The 18650-nt window shown below is 53.1% G+C and carries 15 protein-coding genes; 14 read left to right on the top strand and 1 reads right to left on the bottom strand.

The features are described from left to right. Nucleotides 1–28 precede the first annotated feature (28 nt). The 8 genes from ACDD58_RS06485 to ACDD58_RS06450 are packed head-to-tail and all read left to right on the top strand — an operon-like array spanning nt 29 to nt 7867. Nucleotides 29–280, top strand: a complete 252-nt coding sequence (locus tag ACDD58_RS06485) for a DUF4315 family protein (RefSeq protein ID WP_118720359.1) — start codon at nt 29–31, stop codon at nt 278–280. Continuing rightward, the gene (locus ACDD58_RS06480) at nt 270–1034 is read left to right on the top strand and encodes a DUF4366 domain-containing protein (RefSeq protein WP_015537382.1); all 765 of its coding nucleotides are present in this window, start codon (nt 270–272) and stop codon (nt 1032–1034) included. The genes ACDD58_RS06485 and ACDD58_RS06480 overlap by 11 nt, the downstream gene beginning before the upstream one ends. After that, nucleotides 1031–1225, top strand: a complete 195-nt coding sequence (locus ACDD58_RS06475; protein ID WP_003526245.1) for a hypothetical protein — start codon at nt 1031–1033, stop codon at nt 1223–1225. Before ACDD58_RS06480 ends, ACDD58_RS06475 begins: the two co-directional genes overlap by 4 nt. Continuing rightward, nucleotides 1222–1905, top strand: coding sequence for a hypothetical protein (locus ACDD58_RS06470; protein WP_007045776.1), 684 nt, complete (start codon nt 1222–1224; stop codon nt 1903–1905). Before ACDD58_RS06475 ends, ACDD58_RS06470 begins: the two co-directional genes overlap by 4 nt. Next, nucleotides 1892–4000, top strand: a complete 2109-nt coding sequence (locus ACDD58_RS06465; RefSeq protein ID WP_370776487.1) for a DNA topoisomerase 3 — start codon at nt 1892–1894, stop codon at nt 3998–4000. Before ACDD58_RS06470 ends, ACDD58_RS06465 begins: the two co-directional genes overlap by 14 nt. Further along, nucleotides 3997–4275: an immunoglobulin gene (locus tag ACDD58_RS06460; protein WP_117453436.1), complete on the top strand. Its 279-nt coding sequence runs from the start codon at nt 3997–3999 to the stop codon at nt 4273–4275. The genes ACDD58_RS06465 and ACDD58_RS06460 overlap by 4 nt, the downstream gene beginning before the upstream one ends. A 6-nt stretch (nt 4276–4281) precedes the next feature. Further along, nucleotides 4282–7650, top strand: coding sequence for an LPD28 domain-containing protein (locus ACDD58_RS06455; RefSeq protein WP_370776485.1), 3369 nt, complete (start codon nt 4282–4284; stop codon nt 7648–7650). 1 nt (nt 7651) lies between these two features. Continuing rightward, a complete protein-coding gene (locus tag ACDD58_RS06450; RefSeq protein ID WP_003526257.1) occupies nt 7652–7867 on the top strand; it encodes a transposon-transfer assisting family protein in 216 nt (71 codons plus the stop codon). Between the two features lie 96 nt (nt 7868–7963). Here ACDD58_RS06450 and ACDD58_RS06445 read toward each other — a convergent pair whose 3' ends face one another. Further along, nucleotides 7964–8731 carry a hypothetical protein gene (locus ACDD58_RS06445; RefSeq protein WP_177675516.1) on the bottom strand — a complete coding sequence of 256 codons (768 nt, stop codon included), beginning with the start codon at nt 8729–8731 and terminating at the stop codon, nt 7964–7966. Between ACDD58_RS06445 and ACDD58_RS06440 the strand changes: the two genes are divergently transcribed. The 6 genes from ACDD58_RS06440 (at nt 8718) to ACDD58_RS06415 (ending at nt 18634) form a co-directional block, all read left to right on the top strand. After that, complete coding sequence (locus ACDD58_RS06440) at nt 8718–9074, top strand: TnpV protein (RefSeq protein WP_118615424.1); 357 nt, start codon at nt 8718–8720, stop codon at nt 9072–9074. The genes ACDD58_RS06445 and ACDD58_RS06440 overlap by 14 nt on opposite strands. A 110-nt stretch (nt 9075–9184) precedes the next feature. After that, nucleotides 9185–16735, top strand: coding sequence for an SNF2-related protein (locus ACDD58_RS06435; protein ID WP_370777462.1), 7551 nt, complete (start codon nt 9185–9187; stop codon nt 16733–16735). Nucleotide 16736: 1 nt separating this feature from the next. After that, nucleotides 16737–17543 (top strand): DUF3848 domain-containing protein, encoded by an 807-nt coding sequence (locus tag ACDD58_RS06430; protein WP_156833031.1) that lies wholly within the window; start codon nt 16737–16739, stop codon nt 17541–17543. 2 nt (nt 17544–17545) lie between these two features. Beyond that, a complete protein-coding gene (gene mobC / locus ACDD58_RS06425) occupies nt 17546–17884 on the top strand; it encodes a plasmid mobilization relaxosome protein MobC (protein WP_117453440.1) in 339 nt (112 codons plus the stop codon). A 151-nt stretch (nt 17885–18035) separates the two neighbouring features. Then, complete coding sequence (locus ACDD58_RS06420; RefSeq protein ID WP_015529855.1) at nt 18036–18338, top strand: hypothetical protein; 303 nt, start codon at nt 18036–18038, stop codon at nt 18336–18338. Beyond that, nucleotides 18335–18634 carry a CD1845 family protein gene (locus tag ACDD58_RS06415; RefSeq protein ID WP_015529856.1) on the top strand — a complete coding sequence of 100 codons (300 nt, stop codon included), beginning with the start codon at nt 18335–18337 and terminating at the stop codon, nt 18632–18634. The genes ACDD58_RS06420 and ACDD58_RS06415 overlap by 4 nt, the downstream gene beginning before the upstream one ends. The last annotated feature ends 16 nt before the right edge of the window (nt 18635–18650 follow it).

Raw genomic sequence — 18650 nt, 5'->3', positions numbered from 1 at the left:
AGAGATTTTTAAGAAGGAGTGATAGACGATGGCAAAGAACAAAATTGAGCGCATTGACCAGGAGATTACAAAGGTCCGCGAGAAGATCGCAGAGTATCAGGAAAAGCTCAAGGCGCTGGAAGTACAGAAAACCGAGGCAGAAAATCTGGAGATCGTCCAGATGGTGCGCGCCCTGCGTATGACCCCGACCCAGTTGAGCGCCATGCTGTCCGGTGGCACAGTTCCCGGCAGTTTGGCTGATGAAAATAACGAACAGGAGGAAAACAGCTATGAGGAATAAACGATTGCTCCGAACACTTTCCGCCTTTTGCCTGACAATGGTTGTGGCATTTGGCTTTACGATCCCTGCTTTTGCACAGGGGTCAGAACAGGCTCCGGCGGCACCGGCAGAGGATTCTACCAATGATAGCAATGTGATTGTGGAAGAAACAGAACCAGCACCGGCACTTACACCGGAGGGGAATGCGGCACTGGTGGATGATTTTGGTGGCAATAAGCAGCTCATTACCGTTACCACCAAGGCTGGCAACTATTTTTACATTTTGATCGACAGGGCTAATGAGGATAAAAAGACTGCTGTTCACTTTCTGAACCAGGTGGATGAAGCGGATTTGATGGCACTGATGGAAGATGAAAATGTCAAAGAGGAGCCGGCTGCTGTGTGTAGCTGCACGACAAAATGTGAAGCAGGGGCAGTCAATACGGCTTGCCCGGTCTGCGCAACTGATAAGAGTAAATGTACGGGCAAAGCACCGGAACCTCCGGCAGAAACACCGGAACCGGAAAAAGAGAAGCCTGCCGGACTGAACCCGGCTGCGATAGTCCTTTTGCTGGCTCTGCTTGGAGGCGGTGGCGTATTTGCCTACTTGAAGCTCATTAAGAATAAGCCTAAGACCAAGGGCAATGACAGTCTGGACGATTATGATTATGGCGAGGAAGATTCTGAGGAATGGGAAACCGAGGATGAGGAGTCGGACGAACCGGACGCTGATGGGGGCAGCACAGAAGAAGATGATGAGGACAGTGTGAAATGACCCGTTTCACAGACAGTCCCTATGAACGCATGATGACACGCAGGCCGGAGGGCGGGAGGGAAACTTCCCGTCCTCATTCTTTATCCCACAACCACCCCTGCTATGGTTGCGGGAGTTATGGAAGTCCCTGCGTAGGTATCTGCCATCGTGAGATGGAACGCTGGCTCAAAGAAAGGAAACGAAAAAAATGAGTGTTCTGATTATATTTATCAAGCTGATTGCTGTTTTTGACCTGCTTGTGATCGCCGTGTATTTTGGCGGCGACATTCTTTCTACCATGTTAAACAAACTTTGGAGAAAGCCAAAGCAAGATGATCCCTTTGATTTCTCCTTAGATACCACGACAGTTTCATTGTCCATAGATTCTATCCGTCAGCTTTATTCCGGTGACGCGGCAGATTTTGTGGAAGAAAAGATCCTGCCAAATGCGGAGAAAACAATGGCCGTGCTGACGGAACAAGAACAGACGGCGGCTCATCTGCTCTTATCCGCTCTGATCGGTTTTCTTGCAGCAGAAGCTCCTATGGATGAACAGAGCTTTCCTTTGATGATGGAACTTCTGAACTGCATGGAAGGGGAAAAAGAAGATGGTTGCCAGGATGCAGTAGATAGTTTACTTGAAGATGCCGCCTGCAATACCCGCCGTCACGAAGAATATTACAGCAATTATCAACGCTACCAGCTGATGCAGGTGGATAAAACCCGTGTCATTTTGGCTTGTCGTATCATCATCAATGACCTGCTGGGGAAACTGTACCGCTATGACTACCGGTTTGGTTATAACCTGCTACTGGATGAGGAAAACAGCATAGAGAAAAAACTGCACACGCCTGTGCGGGAAGAATGGGAGGCTGAAGATGATGAGATATAAACTGGTAATCGCTGAAAAACCATCGGTTGCACAAAGTCTGGCCGCCGTGATCGGCGCGACTGCTCGTAAGGACGGCTATCTGGAGGGGAACGGCTGGCGTGTCAGCTGGTGCGTGGGCCATCTGGCCGGTCTTGCGGATGCAGACAGTTATGATCCCAAGTATGCCAAGTGGCGATATGATGACCTGCCTATTCTGCCGGAGCATTGGCAGATGGTAGTGGGAAAGGATAAGAAAAAGCAGTTTGATATTCTCAAAAAGCTGATGAACGCCCCGGATGTGACGGAGGTAGTAAATGCCTGTGATGCCGGACGCGAGGGCGAGCTGATCTTTCGCAGCGTCTATGAGCTGGCAGGTTGCCAAAAGCCGATGAAAAGGCTCTGGATTTCTTCGATGGAGGACTCCGCCATAAGGGAGGGCTTTGCAAACCTGAGCCCAGGTGTAGATTATGATGGACTTCGGGATGCTGCTCTCTGCCGTGCCAAGGCCGACTGGCTGGTGGGGATCAATGCCACAAGGCTTTTTTCCGTGCTGTACCACCGCACCCTCAACATCGGGCGCGTTATGTCCCCAACGCTGGCGCTCATTGTCCAGCGAGAAGCTGAGATCGACACCTTTAAGCCGGTTCCCTTTTATACCGTGGCGCTGGAGCTGCCCGGTCTTACCGTATCCGGGGAGCGCATGGCGGATAAAGCTGCTGCCGAACAGCTGAAAGAAGCCTGTCAGGGTGCAAATGTCACAATCAAAAAGGTGGAGCGCAAGGAAAAGTCCGAAAAGCCGCCTGCCCTCTATGACCTGACTACCCTGCAAAGAGATGCCAACCGTCTGCTTGGATTTACGGCCCAGCAGACCCTGGACTATCTGCAAAGCCTGTATGAAAAGAAGCTCTGCACCTATCCCCGTACTGACAGCCGCTATCTGACCGGTGATATGGCAGACAGCCTGCCGGTGTTGGTGAATCTGGTTGCCAATGCTATGCCGTTTCGCAAAGGGATCGCCATTACCTGTGATCCGCAGACAGTCATCAACGATAAGAAAGTAACCGACCACCACGCAGTAATCCCTACCAGAAATCTCAAGGATGCAGACCTTTCTGCCCTTCCTGCGGGAGAAAAAGCGGTGCTGGAGCTGGTGGCCCTGCGTCTGCTGTGTGCCGTGGCCCAGCCCCATATCTATTCGGAAACCGTTGTGATTGCAGCGTATGCCGGTAGGGAGTTTACCGCCAAAGGAAAAACGGTGAAGCACCCCGGATGGAAAGCACTGGAGGACGCCTACCGTGCCAGAATGAAGGATGCAGAGCCGAAAAAAGAGGGCGCAGAGAAAGCCCTGCCGGAGCTGACCGAAGGACAGACCCTTTCGGTTTCTGCGGCAATCGTCAAAGAAGGCAAAAGCAGTCCGCCCCAGCACTTTACGGAGGACACCCTGTTGTCCGCGATGGAGACTGCCGGAAAAGAGGATATGCCGGAGGATGCCGAGCGAAAAGGTCTGGGGACACCGGCCACCCGTGCCGGTATTTTGGAAAAGCTGGTATCTGCCGGTTTTCTGGAACGAAAAAAGAGCAGGAAAACGGTGCAGCTTCTCCCTTCCCACGATGCAGTTTCCCTGATCACCGTTCTGCCGGAACAACTGCAATCGCCGCTTCTGACTGCCGAGTGGGAGTACCGACTGGGCGAGATCGAGCGCGGGCAGCTTGCCCCAGAGGAGTTTTTGGACGGGATCAGCACCATGCTGAAAGACCTGGTGGGAACTTATCAGGTCATCAAGGGAACTGAGTACCTGTTCACTCCGCCCCGTGAGGTGGTGGGCAAATGCCCTCGCTGCGGCGGGGAAGTTGCAGAACTGCAAAAAGGCTTCTTCTGTCAGAATGATTCTTGCAAATTTGCAATCTGGAAAAACAACAAATGGTGGGCTGCCAAGAAAAAACAGCCGACTAAGGCTGTGGTGTCTGCACTGCTTAACGATGGCCGTGTCCGTGTGACGGGCCTATATTCGGAGAAAACCGGAAAGACCTACGATGCCACTGTGGTTTTGGAGGACGATGGACAGTACGCCAACTTCAAGCTGGAATTTGACCAGCGGAAAGGAGGTAGCCGATGAAGCTCTCTTTAGTGGAACGGGAAACCATTCTTCTCTATAATCAGGCAGAACCAATGGCTGAGATCTATACCCATGATCCCCGTCTGATGGAGAAGCTAGATCTGCTGGCAAAAAAGCACCCCGACCAGATCACCCGAAAGGACGCCCATAACTTTACCGTCCCCAAGCGGTGTGTATCAGTCAGGGAGCCATATAGCGCAGAACGCCGCAAAGCTGCCAGTGAGCGTGCGAAAGCTGCCGGATACCAGCCTCCTATGCGAAAGTCCAGCAGTTAAAGGTACATGGCAGAGAATGTATTTGAAGCAGTCAAGCTGTCAGTCAGCACCAGAGAAGCGGCAGAGCTTTATGGGATAAAAGTCAGGCGAAATGGCATGGCCTGCTGTCCTTTTCACGATGATAAGAACCCCAGCATGAAGGTAGACCAGCGATTCCACTGCTTTGGCTGCGGTGAAGATGGGGATGTGATCGACTTTACCGCAAAGCTCTTTGACCTCTCCCCAAAAGAAGCGGCGGAGAAACTGGCACAGGACTTTGGCCTGATCTATGACAGTCAGGCCCCTCCCCGTAGGAGATATGTCCGGCAGAAAACAGAGGCACAAAAGTTTCGGGAGGACCGGCAGCGGTGTTATCGCGTACTGTCCGATTACTACTATCTGCTGAAAAAATGGGAGGCCGACAATTCTCCCCGGACACCGGAGGAAGAACCGCACCCCCGTTTTGTGGAAGCAATCCAGAAGAAAACCTATGTAGAGTACCTGTTGGACCTTTTTCTTTATGAAAGTGAAGAAGAACAAAAGGCATGGATTGCAGAACACACAGCAGAAATCACACATTTGGAAAGGAGATTGAAAATCATGGCTGAGAACAAACCCACCAACCGAGAGCGGCTAAGAGAAATCACAGATGGCATCGAGCAGGGGATCAAGGAACTGTTTGAGAGTGAAAAGTATATGCGCTATCTGTCCGTCATGTCCCGCTTCCACCGCTATTCGGTAAACAACACCATGCTCATCTATATGCAGAAGCCGGACGCTACATTGGTAGCCGGATACAATAAGTGGAAAGACCAGTTTGAGCGTCATGTAAAAAAGGGCGAGCATGGCATTACCATCATTGCTCCCACACCATATAAGAAGAAAATCGAGGAGCAGAAACTGGACCCGGATACCAAGGCTCCGATTTTGGATAAAGACGGAAAGATCGTCACAGAGGAAAAAGAAATCGAGATCCCCATGTTTCGCCCGGTCAAGGTCTTTGATGTGAGCCAGACCGACGGGAAACCTTTGCCTGAGCTTGCTTCCTCCCTTTCCGGCAATGTGCCAAATTATGAGGCATTCATGGAGGCTCTGCGCCGCAGTGCGCCGGTGCCGATCACTTTTGAAGCAATGGCCGCCGATACGGACGGCTATTTTTCTGCCGATCATCAGAAAATCGCCATTCGCCAGGGCATGAGTGAGGTGCAGACGGTTTCGGCCACAGTACACGAGATTGCCCACAGCAAGCTCCACAATCAGAAAAAGATTCAGATTGCCAATGACGAGCAATATCAGGAGATCGAGCTGTTTGATAAACCCGGTCTGTTCTCCAATGGGCGGATTGTCCGTGATAATCTGCCGGAGGGCGTTTATTGCTATGACCTGCGCGGTTCTGACTACGACCCCGGAGAGCCGGTCTGTGTAGAAGAACAAGTGGTTGTAAACCATGCAGGTTCCGTTCTGCTGACAGAGCCGCTGGAGCTGGCGGAAGATGGACGCCTGATGCTGACCGAGGAAGAAGGGCTGAATTTTGTTGGCGGCTTTTCTACCCTCACCCAGTTTTTGCAAGAACAGAGGAAAGACCGCCACACGGAGGAAGTGGAGGCTGAAAGCATCTCCTATGCGGTCTGCAAATATTTTGGCATTGAGACCGGAGAAAACAGCTTCGGCTATATTGCAAGCTGGAGTCAGGGCAAGGAACTGAAAGAGCTGAGAGCCAGTTTGGAGACCATCAATAAGACCTCCGGCACTTTGATCTCTGACATTGAGCGCCACTATAAGGAAATCTGCAAAGAGCGTGGGATTGATCCCCATGCAAAGGCAGAGCCGGAAACCGCCCCGATAGAGCAGCCAACCGGCAATCTGACTTACTATGTGGCAGAGTGCATGGAGTTTCCAAACCTCGGAGAATACCACGATAACCTGTCTTTGGAGGAGGCGGTCCGCATCTATCAGGAAATTCCGGCAGAGCGAATGAACGGGATCAAAGGAATTGGTTTTGAGCTGAAAGACGGAAGCGACTATGAAGGACCGTTTCCGATTTTGACCGGGCAGACCATTGACCTGGACACTATTCAGGCAATCGACTATTACCGTGACAATCCGCTGGTACAGAAAGCGGTAAAGGAACTGGCTGCGACCATGCCGGAAATGGAGGTACTGGGGGCGGATGCCAACCAGCAGGAGGCTTTGTTTCTGATCAACGATACTACCTATCTTCATATCCAACCTTGTGACAGCGGATGGGACTACACTCTTTACGATGCTGCGTCCATGAAAGAGCTGGATGGTGGTCAGCTGGATATGTCGGAGCTTTCCTGCATGAAGGCAGTTCTCCAGATTTGTGATGATAACGATCTGGACAGCACTTCGCTCAGACGCGCTCCCTTGTCTATGGTTGAGACCTTGCAGGAAGCGGCCTATCAGCAGATGCAGGCAGAGACCAGTCAGATGACTACCTCTTCCCAGCTGCCGGAAGCGCAGGAGCAGGCACTGGATGAATACCCCATGCCGGATGAGCAGGTATCCACACCGGATATGCAGGAATATGGCTACACCTATGATGGAATGCTCCCTGTTACCAGAGAACGGGCGCTGGAACTGGATGCCGCCGGTTTGACCGTCTATGTGCTGTATGAGGACAATACGGAGAGCATGGTGTTTGACCCGCAGGAAATCATGGATCATGGCGGTCTTTTCGGTGTGGACCATGAGGAATGGGAGAAAAGCCCTCAGTTCCACGAAAAGGTCATGGAGCGTCAGGAACATCAGCAGGAACGCGAACAGGCATTTCTCTCCCAGAACAGAGATTGCTTTGCCATCTATCAGGTAAGTCGTGACGATCCGCAGAATGTGCGCTTTATGAATCTGGACTGGTTAAAGTCCCATAACATTTCCATAGACCGCAGCAATTATGACCTCATTTACACAGCTCCTCTGAGGGAGTCTGGCACTGTGCCGGAGCAGCTGGAAAAACTCTATCAGCAATTCAATCTGGAAAAGCCCGTGGACTTTCACAGTCCCTCCATGAGCGTCAGCGACATCGTTGCGATCAGACAGGACGGTAAGGTATCCTGTCATTACTGTGACAGTGTTGGTTTTACCCAGATCCCCGGATTCCTGCCAGAAAACCCGCTGAAAAATGCGGAAATGATGCTGGAGGACGATTACGGCATGATTGACGGTATCATCAACAATGGCGCAAAAGAACCCACGGTGGCAGAGCTGGAACAGCAGGCCCGAAGCGGTCAGCCCATTTCCCTGATGGAGTTGGCAGCCGCCACCCATCGGGAGGAACGGGAAAAGAAAAAGTCCGTCATGGAGCAGCTGAAAGGCCAGCCCAAGACAGAACACAAAAAGACAGCACCCAAAAAGAGTGCGGAAAGGGAGATTTGATATGGGAAACTTTACTTTTGAGGAAATGAACCTGATGTGCATTTACAATACCGGCAGCCGCACCGGGCTGATTGACAGTCTGCGTGAGATGCGCGGCGAGCTTTCGCCGGAGGAAACAGAGCTGAGAGAGTTGACCGACAGCGCCCTTACGAAGCTCTGTGCGATGACCGATGAGAAGTTTGCCGAACTGGAGCTGTACCCGGATTTTGACCAGTAAACAACATAACCGCAGGGATGGGGTGGCGATCTGCCACCCCACCTTTTTACCCCAAAACTGAAAGGAGGACAGAACACTATGCCAACCAAAGCTGAACTATATGCACAGATGGCGGACAAAGTGGCAACACAGCTCACGGGGAGCTGGCAGGAATGGGCAGGGTTTCTCACTACTGCTTCCCGCCTTTACAAGTACCCGTTCCATGAGCAGCTGATGATCTATGCCCAGCGACCGGACGCCACCGCCTGTGCGGAGTACGATTTGTGGAATGAAAAGATGGGCCGTTATGTAAGGCGCGGTTCCAAGGGAATCGCTCTGGTGGATGATTCCGGGGACAGACCTCGCCTGCGTTATGTCTTTGACATTTCCGACACCGGAACCCGTGAACATTCCCGCACTCCCTGGCTGTGGCAGTTGGAGGAGCGCTATCTGGATTCCGTGCAGGCCATGCTGGAGCGCACCTATGATGTTTCCGGTGAGGATCTTGCCGGACAGCTCACGGAGGTAGCCGGAAAACTGGCCGAGGAATACTGGACGGAGCATCAGCAGGACTTCTTCTATATCGTTGACGGTTCCTTTTTGGAGGAATATGATGAGTATAACATCGGAGTGCAGTTCAAGGCAGCCGCCACCGTCAGCATCACTTACGCTTTGATGTCCCGCTGTGGACTGGAGCCGGAACGCTACTTCGACCACGAAGATTTCATGGCGATCTTTGATTTCAACACCCCGTCCACCATCGGGGCGCTGGGAACAGCGGTCAGCCAGATCAACCAGCAGGTGCTGCGGCAGATCGGCGTTACCGTCCGAAATGCAGAGCGCGAAGCCAACCAAGAAAGGAGCAAGCAAGATGAACAATCCCATGACCTACATCCAGAACGGAGACTATCAGATTCCCGACCTGAAGCTGAGCCAGCAGCCGGAGAAACCCCTGGGCAAGTACGGCAGGATGAGGAAAACCTACCTGAAGGAACACCGTCCCATCCTCTACAACCAGATGTTGCTGAGCGAGAAGCTGTACCCGCACCTCATCGAGATCGACGAGACCGCCCAGAGCAGACTGGAACAGATGATGCTCCAGCTGGCGAAGGAAGCGGGAGCCACCGAGGAACTGAAAGCCAGCGATCCCATGAAGTGGGTGGGCCTGATGAACACCTGCAAAGCCCAGGCAGAGGAGATCCTGATGGCGGAGCTTATCAACAGCTGACCCTAAACCTGTTCCTCTCCGAAGCGGAGCAGATCCAATCCATAGATGAAGCAGAGAATGTAGCGCATACATCCTCTGCTTTTTCTTTTGCCCAAAATGATATTGACCATGTGCTGCGTTTGGGAGGCAATACAGATCGTCAGAGGGAGCGTGTGGTTGCAGCATTTGAAAAGCAGAAAACCACCGCTGAGATTGCCGAGATACTGAAAACGCTGTACCACGGCGGCAACGGCCTTGGCAGCGTGAGCGTATGGTATGCCGAGGATGGCATCCATCTTTCCCACGGGAAGTCTGTCCGTTATGACAGGTCTGCCCAGGTCATTTCCTGGGAGAGTGCCGCAGAGCGCATCGGGGAACTTTTGGAAAGTGGCCAGTTTGCCTCCAATGTGGAGCTTGCAGAAGCGGCAGGCTATGAACGCTCCCTCCTTGCAGAAAAACTTTGGCATCTGTACCACGATTTCAGCGATAAAGCCAGAGATTCCGGGTATCTGTCCTGTCTGTCCGGTATTCAGAGAACCGGGTTCCCGGAAGAAACTGCATGGCTTGCCGAGCAGCTGAGTGACCCGGCTTTCCGCCAGACCCTCAAGGAAGAATACGCCGCCTTCTGGACTGCCTATCAGCAGGACCGTGACCTGTTGCGCTTTCATTACCATAGGCCAAGGGAAATTTGGGAGAACCTGAAGGATCTTGACCTGCCACGCAGAACTTTTTCTTCGGACCTTTCCCAAGTGCCAACCGTCCAGCATTTCATTACCGAGGATGAGATCGACGCCGCCATGACCGGCGGCAGCAGTTTTGCCGGAGGAAAGGGCCGTATCTATGCGTTCTTCATGGAAAACCATACGGATAAGGAAAAAGTGAGATTCCTTAAAGACGAGTATGGCATTGGCGGACGCTCTCATGCCCTGTCCGGCGCAACACACAGCGGCGAAGATCGCGATGGGAAAGGACTGCACTATAAAAAGCAGGACTGCCCGGATGTTCACTTGAACTGGGAAAAGGTTGCCAAGCGCATTACTTCACTTGTCCAGAAAGGCCGCTATCTTACCGAACAGGAACAAGCGCAGTATGACAAGATCCAGGCTGAAAAGGATCTGGCAGAAGAAGATGCCATTCATGCCCAGCAGCCGGAGATAGAGGAAGAAACGCCAAAGCCTACCCTTCGGGAGCAGTTTGAGCAGTATAAGCCTGTGGTGACTGCCGCCATATCTGAGGATGTGGCATATCGAAATGCCTGCGGTCATTCCGACCGTGAAAATGCTGTCATCGAGGGCAATGCCGCTGTGCGCCGTGCGGTTCTTGGCTCTAAGGATATGGAGCTGATTCGGCTCTATTCCGATGTGCCGGAGTTCCGTCAGCGTCTGCACCGGGAAGTGATCGACGAGACCTATCCAAAGCTCCATGAGCTTCTGCGCCCTCTTTCTCAGGAGGATATTGATACCGCCCTTTGTGCATGGAACGGCAATATTGAGAGTAAACACGCTGTTGTCCGCTATATGAAAGACCATGCAAGAGAAAAAGATACCGCCGCATGGCTGGCTCAGGAATACGGCGGCAGTAACAGCAACAGCCTGTTTGTTGTCCGTGCCGGCAGCCCGGAGGAAACGCAGCTGCCCTGGCCGAAGGTACAGCGCAGGCTTGCCCAGCTCATTCAGGAGGACCGGTTCTATACCGAAGAAGAACAGGACCGTTTTGACGACATCGACCCAATCGCCATCCGGGAAGCTCTGGAAGAAAGAGGGATCGTCAACGGACAGGTGGCAGACCCGGAAAAACTGGACAATGCCCCGTTTATCCAACAGGTGATGTCAGATGCCGAGCAGATCGCAGATGCCGAGATAGAGCAGACTTCCGAAGTTTCCATTTCCGATGAGGAATATGACGCAGTTCGTCGCCCAATTTTGCAAAGAACCTCCTATGACCCAGCCGCCCCGGTCTATGCCGTGGGCGATACCGTGTATATCGAGGATGACGCCTATCAGATCACCGAGCTGCGGGAGGACACCGTACAGCTTCTGCCCACCGGGATGGTATATCCCATCTACCGGGCAGAGCGCAAAGAACAGTTCGAGCAGCTGCTTCGGGCAGACCGCCGCAATGCTTACTATACCGAGTTTCTTCCTATTGACCCGGACAAGGCAGATCAGGACTTGCGGGATGTATTGGCTCATGGACTGATGGATGAAGCGGATAAAAAGCAGATTTCCACGCTGCTGCAATCCGGCAGGAGCAACAGCGAGATCGCCTACTGGCTGAGCAGAGCCTATTCCGGTGAGATCGAGACACTGAATCTGGAGACCGGCGATATTGCCGATTACCGTACCACGGCACAGGGCATGGAGCTGGAAGTCATGGATGCAGAGGAAAATCGTCTGGCTGTGCTGTATTTCCGCTGGGATGAGGTTGCGCCTTTGCTGCGCGGGATGTATGCCCGTCAGCAGGACGGCTTTGGACAGGAACAGCCCCAATCGGCTACCGAATCCCCGACCTTCCATTCCGAGACCATGGCCGTCTATCCGGGCGATAAGAACAATCTGCCTTATGATGTGGTGGTGGAACGACTGCATATCGAGGAGCCAGAGCCACCAGCCCCTGTGACTGAGCCGGAGAAAACCTTTGAGGAAGTGCTGGACGAACACCCGGTTTCCATTCAGGTCAATGGCCAGTGGGAGACCTTCTCCAATGCCAAAGCTGCCGAGGAAGCCTCCTATGAGGAATACAAGGCTAACCTGCGCCGCAATGCAAAAAACTTCCGCATTACCGATGAGCATTTGGGCGAAGGCGGTCCGAAAGCCAAGTTCCAGGCAAATGTCAATGCGATTCGTTTACTGAAAGAACTGGAAGTTGCCGGACAGCAGGCAAGCCCCGAACAGCAGGAGGTTCTTTCTCGATATGTGGGCTGGGGCGGTCTCTCTGATGCGTTTGACCCGGAGAAACCGGCATGGGCTTTAGAGTATGCCCAGCTAAAAGAACTGCTGACCCCGGAGGAATATGCCGCCGCCAGAAGCTCTACCCTCAACGCCCATTACACCAGCCCTACGGTCATTCAGGCCATCTATGAAGCGGTGGACCGTATGGGATTTGAGACCGGAAATATTCTGGAGCCGTCTATGGGTGTGGGCAATTTCTTTGGTATGCTGCCGGAGAAAATGCGAAACAGCCGTCTGTACGGCGTGGAGCTGGACCCTGTTTCCGGGCGCATCGCAAAGCAGCTCTATCCCAAGGCGGACATCACAGTAGGCGGCTTTGAGACCACCGATAGGCGTGACTTCTTTGACCTTGCCATCGGCAATGTACCTTTCGGTCAGTATCAGGTCAATGACAAAGCCTACAACAAGCTGAGTTTCAGTATTCACAACTACTTTTTTGCCAAAGCACTGGACCAGGTGCGTCCCGGCGGCGTGGTGGCTTTTGTAACCTCCCGCTATACTATGGACGCCAAGGATTCCACCGTGCGCCGCTATCTTGCCCAGCGTGCTGAGCTGCTGGGAGCTATCCGTCTGCCGAATGACGCGTTCAAAAAGAATGCCGGTGCCGAGGTGGTATCGGACATCATCTTCCTCCAAAAGCGGGACCGCCCGCTGGACATCGTGCCGGAATGGACCCAGACCGGACAGACGGAGGACGGTTTTGCCATCAACCGCTATTTCCTGGACCACCCGGAAATGGTGCTGGGCCGACAGGAGCCGGAAAGCACCGCCCATGGCATGGACTACACCGTGAATCCCATTGAGGGGCTGGAGCTTGCCGATCAGCTGCATGATGCCGTGAAGTACATTCGCGGCACCTACCAGGAAGCCGAGCTGCCGGAGCTGGGTGAGGGCGAAGCCATCGACACCTCCATTCCCGCCGACCCCAATGTGAAAAATTACTCCTACACCGTTGTGGACGGCACTGTGTATTTCCGTGAAAACAGCCGCATGGTGCGCCCAGACCTGAACTCCACCGCCGAGGCCCGCGTGAAAGGGCTGGTGGGCCTGCGGGAATGTGTCCAGCAGCTCATTGATCTCCAAATGGACGCCGCCACACCGGACAGCGCCATCCAGGATAAACAGGCTGAACTGAACCGGCTCTATGACAGCTTTTCCGCAAAATATGGTCTTATCAATGACCGGGCGAACCGGCTGGCCTTTGCCGATGATTCCAGCTACTATCTGCTCTGTGCGCTGGAAGTCATCGACGAGAACGGAAAGCTGGAACGCAAGGCAGATATGTTCACCAAGCGGACCATCAAGCCCCATCAGGCGGTGGCTGTGGTGGATACGGCAAGTGAAGCACTGGCGGTGTCCATCTCGGAAAAAGCCTGCGTGGATATGGACTATATGAGCCAGCTTACCGGAAAAACAAAAGAAGAACTGGCCGGAGAGCTGCAAGGCGTAATCTTCCGTGTACCGGGACAGCTGGAGAAAGATGGCACACCCCATTATGTGACTGCTGATGAATACCTCTCCGGCAATGTACGCCGCAAACTGCGTCAGGCGCAGCGGGCGGCACAGCAGGACTCTTCTTTTGCAGTCAATGTGGAAGCTCTTACCGCCGCCCAGCCCCAAGACCTGGATGCGTCGGAGATCGAGGTGCGCCTTGGTGCCACCTGGATCGACAAGGAATATATCCAGCAGTTTATGTACGAGACCTTCAACACCCCGTTTTATCTCCAGCGCAGTATCGAGGTCAACTATTCTTCCTTTACTGCTGAATGGCAGATCAAGGGGAAATCTTCCGTATCCTACAACGATGTGGCAGCTTATACCACCTATGGGACCAGCCGCGCCAATGCTTATAAGATTTTGGAGGACAGTCTGAACCTGCGGGATGTCCGTATCTATGACACCATAGAGGACGCGGATGGAAAAGAGCGCCGCGTGCTGAATGCCAAGGAGACCACCCTGGGTGCTCAAAAACAGCAGGCTATCCGGGAAGCCTTTAGGGACTGGATCTGGAGAGACCCGGAGCGCCGCCAGACTTTGGTGCGCCAGTATAACGAAGAAATGAACTCTACCCGTCCCCGCGAGTATGATGGCAGCCATATCACTTTTGGCGGCATGAACCCGGCCATTACCCTGCGGGAACACCAGAAAAGTGCCATCGCCCATGTGCTGTATGGCGGAAATACCCTGCTGGCACACGAAGTAGGCGCAGGCAAAACCTTTGAGATGGTGGCCGCTGCGATGGAAGCCAAACGCCTGGGCTTGTGCCAGAAATCTCTCTTTGTGGTTCCCAACCACCTGACTGAGCAGTGGGCATCGGAGTTTCTGCGCCTCTATCCTTCTGCCAACATCTTAGTCACAACCAAAAAGGACTTTGAGACCCATAACCGCAAGAAGTTCTGCGCCCGTATTGCGACCGGTGACTACGACGCCATCATCATGGGACACAGCCAGTTTGAGCGTATCCCCATCAGCCGGGAGCGTCAGGAAAGGCTTCTCTATGAGCAGATCGACGAGATCACCGAGGGCATCGCAGAGGTGCAGGCCAGCGGCGGCGAGCGTTTTACCGTCAAGCAGCTGGAGCGTACCAGAAAGTCTCTGGAAGCCAGACTGGAAAAGCTGCAAGCCGAGGGGCGAAAAGACGATGTGGTAACCTTCGAGCAGCTGGGTGTGGACCGTTTGTTTGTGGACGAGGCCCACAACTATAAAAACCTGTTTCTATACACAAAAATGCGGAATGTGGCTGGTCTTTCCACATCGGACGCGCAGAAATCCTCCGATATGTTTGCCAAGTGCCGCTATATGGATGAGATCACCGGAAACCGTGGCGTGATTTTCGCCACCGGCACCCCGGTCAGCAACTCCATGACCGAGCTTTACACCATGCAGCGTTACCTTCAGTATGAACGCTTGCAAGAGCTGAACATGACCCACTTCGACTGCTGGGCTTCCCGCTTTGGGGAGACCGTCACAGCATTGGAGCTGGCACCGGAAGGCACCGGCTACCGGGCAAGAACGAGATTCAGCAAGTTCTTTAACTTGCCTGAGCTGATGAACCTGTTCAAAGAAGTGGCCGACATTAAGACTGCCGATCAGTTAAATCTCCCTACCCCGGAAGTGGAGTACCACAACATCGTGGCGCAACCCACCGAACATCAGCAGGAAATGGTCAAGGCTCTTTCGGAGCGCGCATCGCTGGTACACAGCGGAACCGTTGACCCGTCCCAGGATAATATGCTCAAGATTACCTCGGATGGCCGCAAGCTGGGGCTTGACCAGAGGATCGTCAACCAGATGCTGCCGGATGAACCCGGAACAAAGGTCAATCAGTGCGTGGACAACATCATGCAGATCTGGCGGGACGGCAAAGCTGACAAGCTGACCCAGCTGGTGTTCTGCGACATTTCTACCCCGCAGGCAAAAGCTCCTGTAAGCAAGGCGGCGAAAACGCTGGATAATCCACTGCTTCACGCACTGGAAGGCGCTGTGCCTCTGCCGGAGCAGGAACCGGTCTTTACGGTATATGACGATATTCGTCAGAAACTCATTGCCCAGGGGATGCCTGCCGACCAGATCGCTTTTATCCATGAAGCCAATACCGAAGTGCGGAAAAAGGAGCTGTTCTCTAAAGTCCGTACCGGTCAGGTTCGTGTCCTTTTGGGCAGCACCGCCAAGATGGGCGCAGGCACCAATGTGCAGGACCGTCTGGTGGCACTTCATGACCTGGACTGTCCGTGGAGACCGGGAGACCTTGCCCAGCGCAAGGGCCGTATCGAGCGCCAGGGCAACCAGAACCCCCTTGTCCATGTGTACCGCTATGTGACAGAAGGAACTTTTGACGCATACCTCTGGCAGACGGTGGAGAACAAGCAGAAATTTATCAGCCAGATCATGACCAGCAAAAGTCCGGTTCGCTCCTGCGATGATGTGGATGAAACCGCCCTGAGTTTTGCCGAGATCAAGGCTCTGTGTGCCGGAGATCCCCGTATCAAGGAGCGTATGGATTTGGATGTGGAGGTATCCCGCCTGAAGCTGATGAAAGCTGACCACCAGAGCAAGCAGTACCGTCTGGAGGACCAGCTGCTCAAATACTTCCCAGAGGAGATTGAAAAGCACAAGGGCTTTATCAAGGGCTTTGAATCTGACCTGGAGGTTTTGGCAGCTCACCCGCACCCGGAGGACGGCTTTGCCGGTATGGAGATTCGTGGAGACCTGCTGACCGATAAGGAGAACGCCGGTGCAGCCCTTTTGGATGCCTGCAAGGAGGTTAAAACCTCCGATCCGGTGCAGATCGGCAACTACCGGGGGTATGCCATGTCCGTGGAATTTTCCGCTTGGAAACAGGAGTATACGCTCCTGCTGAAAGGACAGATGACCCACAGGGCAACCCTTGGTACAGACCCTCGCGGAAATCTTACCCGTATCGACAATGCCCTTGCTCAGATGCCCCAGCGTCTGGAGGCGGCAAAGGCCCAGCTGGATAACCTCTATCAGCAGCAGGCTGCCGCAAAGGAGGAAGTCGGAAAGCCATTCCTTTATGAAGAAGAACTGAGAAGCAAAAACGCCCGTCTGGTGGAGCTGGATACCCTGCTCAACATCGACGGAAAGGGGCAGGCACACACCGAGTCTGTTGTTGCCAAAAGCACACGGCCTTCGGTGCTGGATAACCTAAAACGCCCGGTGCAACCCCGCAGTACAGACAAGAAACCAAAACAGCATGAGGAGGTGCGATAACATGAATACTAACGATCTGAATACAGCCCTTTATGAAAAGATGGCTGCCGAACAGGATAAGTTCCGGGACTGGCTGAAAAGCCAGCCCCCGGAAGAAATCCTGCACCACACCTATGAATATACTGTCCGTGAGGATATTGTGATGGCGATGGAGGAGCTGGAGCTGACCGACGCCCAGGCCAAGGCACTTTTGGAATCTCCCTCTCCATTGGCGGATGTGTACCGCTATTTTGAAAAGCTGGAGACCGGCTATATGGATGTGATCCGGGACAGTATTGAGAACCGTGCCGATGATGTGTGCAAGGCGCAGGAAGAATTACGAACCGCCCCTCTCTACCCCCATTCTGCCGCCTATGCGTCCGAGCATGGAGAGATGGCACAATATAACCGTTCGTATCAGGCGAACAGCGCCTGCAAAGAAGCCATTGCGCAGACCATCAGCGCCCACTATGCAGAGAACCGGCTGGATACGGAGGCGGCGGTCAAAGATGTGCTGGAAAAGTTCGGGACGGAACGGGTACAGTTTATTCTTGCCAATACCATCCAGCGCAAGAACTATGACGGGCGTATCTCTCAGGACAATAAAGCATGGGCAAAAACCATTCCTATGCTGGAGGACAGCGGCTCTTCTCGCCACTGTGCCTATCTGGTGGTAGATCAGGTCAATCCCGGTTTGACCGATCTGTTCACCAGACAGTTCCGAAAAGTTGCTCAAGAACAGCAGAAAAGTTCTGTCCTGCAAAAGCTCAAACAGGAGCTGCCCGCCCATAAGTCTGCCGCCCCGAAAAAACGGGAGCCGGAGCGATAACCATGGCAAAGCGCAAGCGGGATGTTCCGGTTTTGTTTTGGGTGTCCGCAGAAGAACTGGAGCTGATCCATCAAAAGATGCAGCAATACGGGACAGAGAATTTGAGCGCTTATCTGCGGAAAATGGCACTGGATGGGTATGTGGTCAAACTGGATTTGCCGGAGCTGAAGGAGTTGGTTTCCCTGATGCGCCGAAGCAGCAACAACTTGAATCAGCTGACTCGCAAAGTGCATGAGACCGGGCGGATTTATGATGCTGACTTGGAGGATATATCCCAGCGGCAGGAACAACTGTGGGAAGGTGTGAAGGAAATCCTTACCCAACTCTCCAAACTTTCATAACAGGGATAGATACTCCATTTGCGGAGGGAGGAACGGCGTTTCTTCGCCGCACCTTCCTCCGCTTTTTCTTTTTGCCGGTATCCTTGTCTTTTGCCTGTCCGTACCGGATAATATGAGTAGAATAAGAAGCGTAGCAAAGGAGTGAAAACAGATGCTGACCTTTGAAAAGGTGCTGGAGATTTTTGCGGATTACCTAACCGCAGACGAGACCATAGAAGTTTATATCAGCCGCCATGGATGTGTAAGAGTTGAATTTGACCAAGATTTTCACTATTGCTCTGGCGAGGTGTGCCATACTCCCAAGGAACTGTTCGACCTCTTAGCCGATGATTACCGGACTTATCTGGAGATTGAACTGACCAAAGGAAAACGGGAAGTGACGGAAGATGATGAGAGAGAAGCGGATGCCCTATGCAAACAGTATCTGGAGCGTTGGAAGGAGGAACAGAAATGAAGATTTTGAAATGTCTGCTGATGATCGTAACTGCACCGGTCATTTTGGTGTTGACGCTTTTTGTCTGGCTCTGCACGGGGCTGATCTACATATCCGGTCTGGTGCTTGGTCTACTAAGCACGGTAATTGCTTTGCTTGGCGTGGCTGTGCTGATTACCTATTCCCCGCAGAATGGTGTGATTTTGCTGGTTATGGCATTTTTGATTAGCCCGATGGGGCTGCCGCTGGCTGCAATCTGGCTACTGGGAAAGGTGCAGAGTTTGAAATTTGCGATACAGGATTGGGTGTATGGGTAAATGATGTGAATATAAT

The sequence above is a fragment of the Roseburia sp. genome (genome assembly GCF_041325975.1).
GTDB classification, from domain to species: Bacteria; Bacillota; Clostridia; order Lachnospirales; family Lachnospiraceae; genus Roseburia; species Roseburia rectibacter.
The sequence above is the reverse complement of the archived record's forward strand: the minus strand, read 5'-3'. Positions and strand labels throughout refer to the sequence as shown.

Coding starts and splice junctions, on each gene's coding strand:
- ACDD58_RS06450 (WP_003526257.1), top strand. CDS start 7,652: ATGGGAAACTTTACTTTTGAGGAAATGAACCTGATGTGCATTTACAAT.
- ACDD58_RS06485 (WP_118720359.1), top strand. CDS start 29: ATGGCAAAGAACAAAATTGAGCGCATTGACCAGGAGATTACAAAGGTC.
- ACDD58_RS06430 (WP_156833031.1), top strand. CDS start 16,737: ATGAATACTAACGATCTGAATACAGCCCTTTATGAAAAGATGGCTGCC.
- ACDD58_RS06420 (WP_015529855.1), top strand. CDS start 18,036: ATGCTGACCTTTGAAAAGGTGCTGGAGATTTTTGCGGATTACCTAACC.
- ACDD58_RS06445 (WP_177675516.1), bottom strand. CDS start 8,731: ATGGGATTGTTCATCTTGCTTGCTCCTTTCTTGGTTGGCTTCGCGCTC.
- ACDD58_RS06470 (WP_007045776.1), top strand. CDS start 1,222: ATGAGTGTTCTGATTATATTTATCAAGCTGATTGCTGTTTTTGACCTG.
- ACDD58_RS06455 (WP_370776485.1), top strand. CDS start 4,282: ATGGCAGAGAATGTATTTGAAGCAGTCAAGCTGTCAGTCAGCACCAGA.
- ACDD58_RS06460 (WP_117453436.1), top strand. CDS start 3,997: ATGAAGCTCTCTTTAGTGGAACGGGAAACCATTCTTCTCTATAATCAG.
- ACDD58_RS06465 (WP_370776487.1), top strand. CDS start 1,892: ATGATGAGATATAAACTGGTAATCGCTGAAAAACCATCGGTTGCACAA.
- ACDD58_RS06440 (WP_118615424.1), top strand. CDS start 8,718: ATGAACAATCCCATGACCTACATCCAGAACGGAGACTATCAGATTCCC.
- ACDD58_RS06480 (WP_015537382.1), top strand. CDS start 270: ATGAGGAATAAACGATTGCTCCGAACACTTTCCGCCTTTTGCCTGACA.
- ACDD58_RS06475 (WP_003526245.1), top strand. CDS start 1,031: ATGACCCGTTTCACAGACAGTCCCTATGAACGCATGATGACACGCAGG.
- ACDD58_RS06415 (WP_015529856.1), top strand. CDS start 18,335: ATGAAGATTTTGAAATGTCTGCTGATGATCGTAACTGCACCGGTCATT.
- mobC (WP_117453440.1), top strand. CDS start 17,546: ATGGCAAAGCGCAAGCGGGATGTTCCGGTTTTGTTTTGGGTGTCCGCA.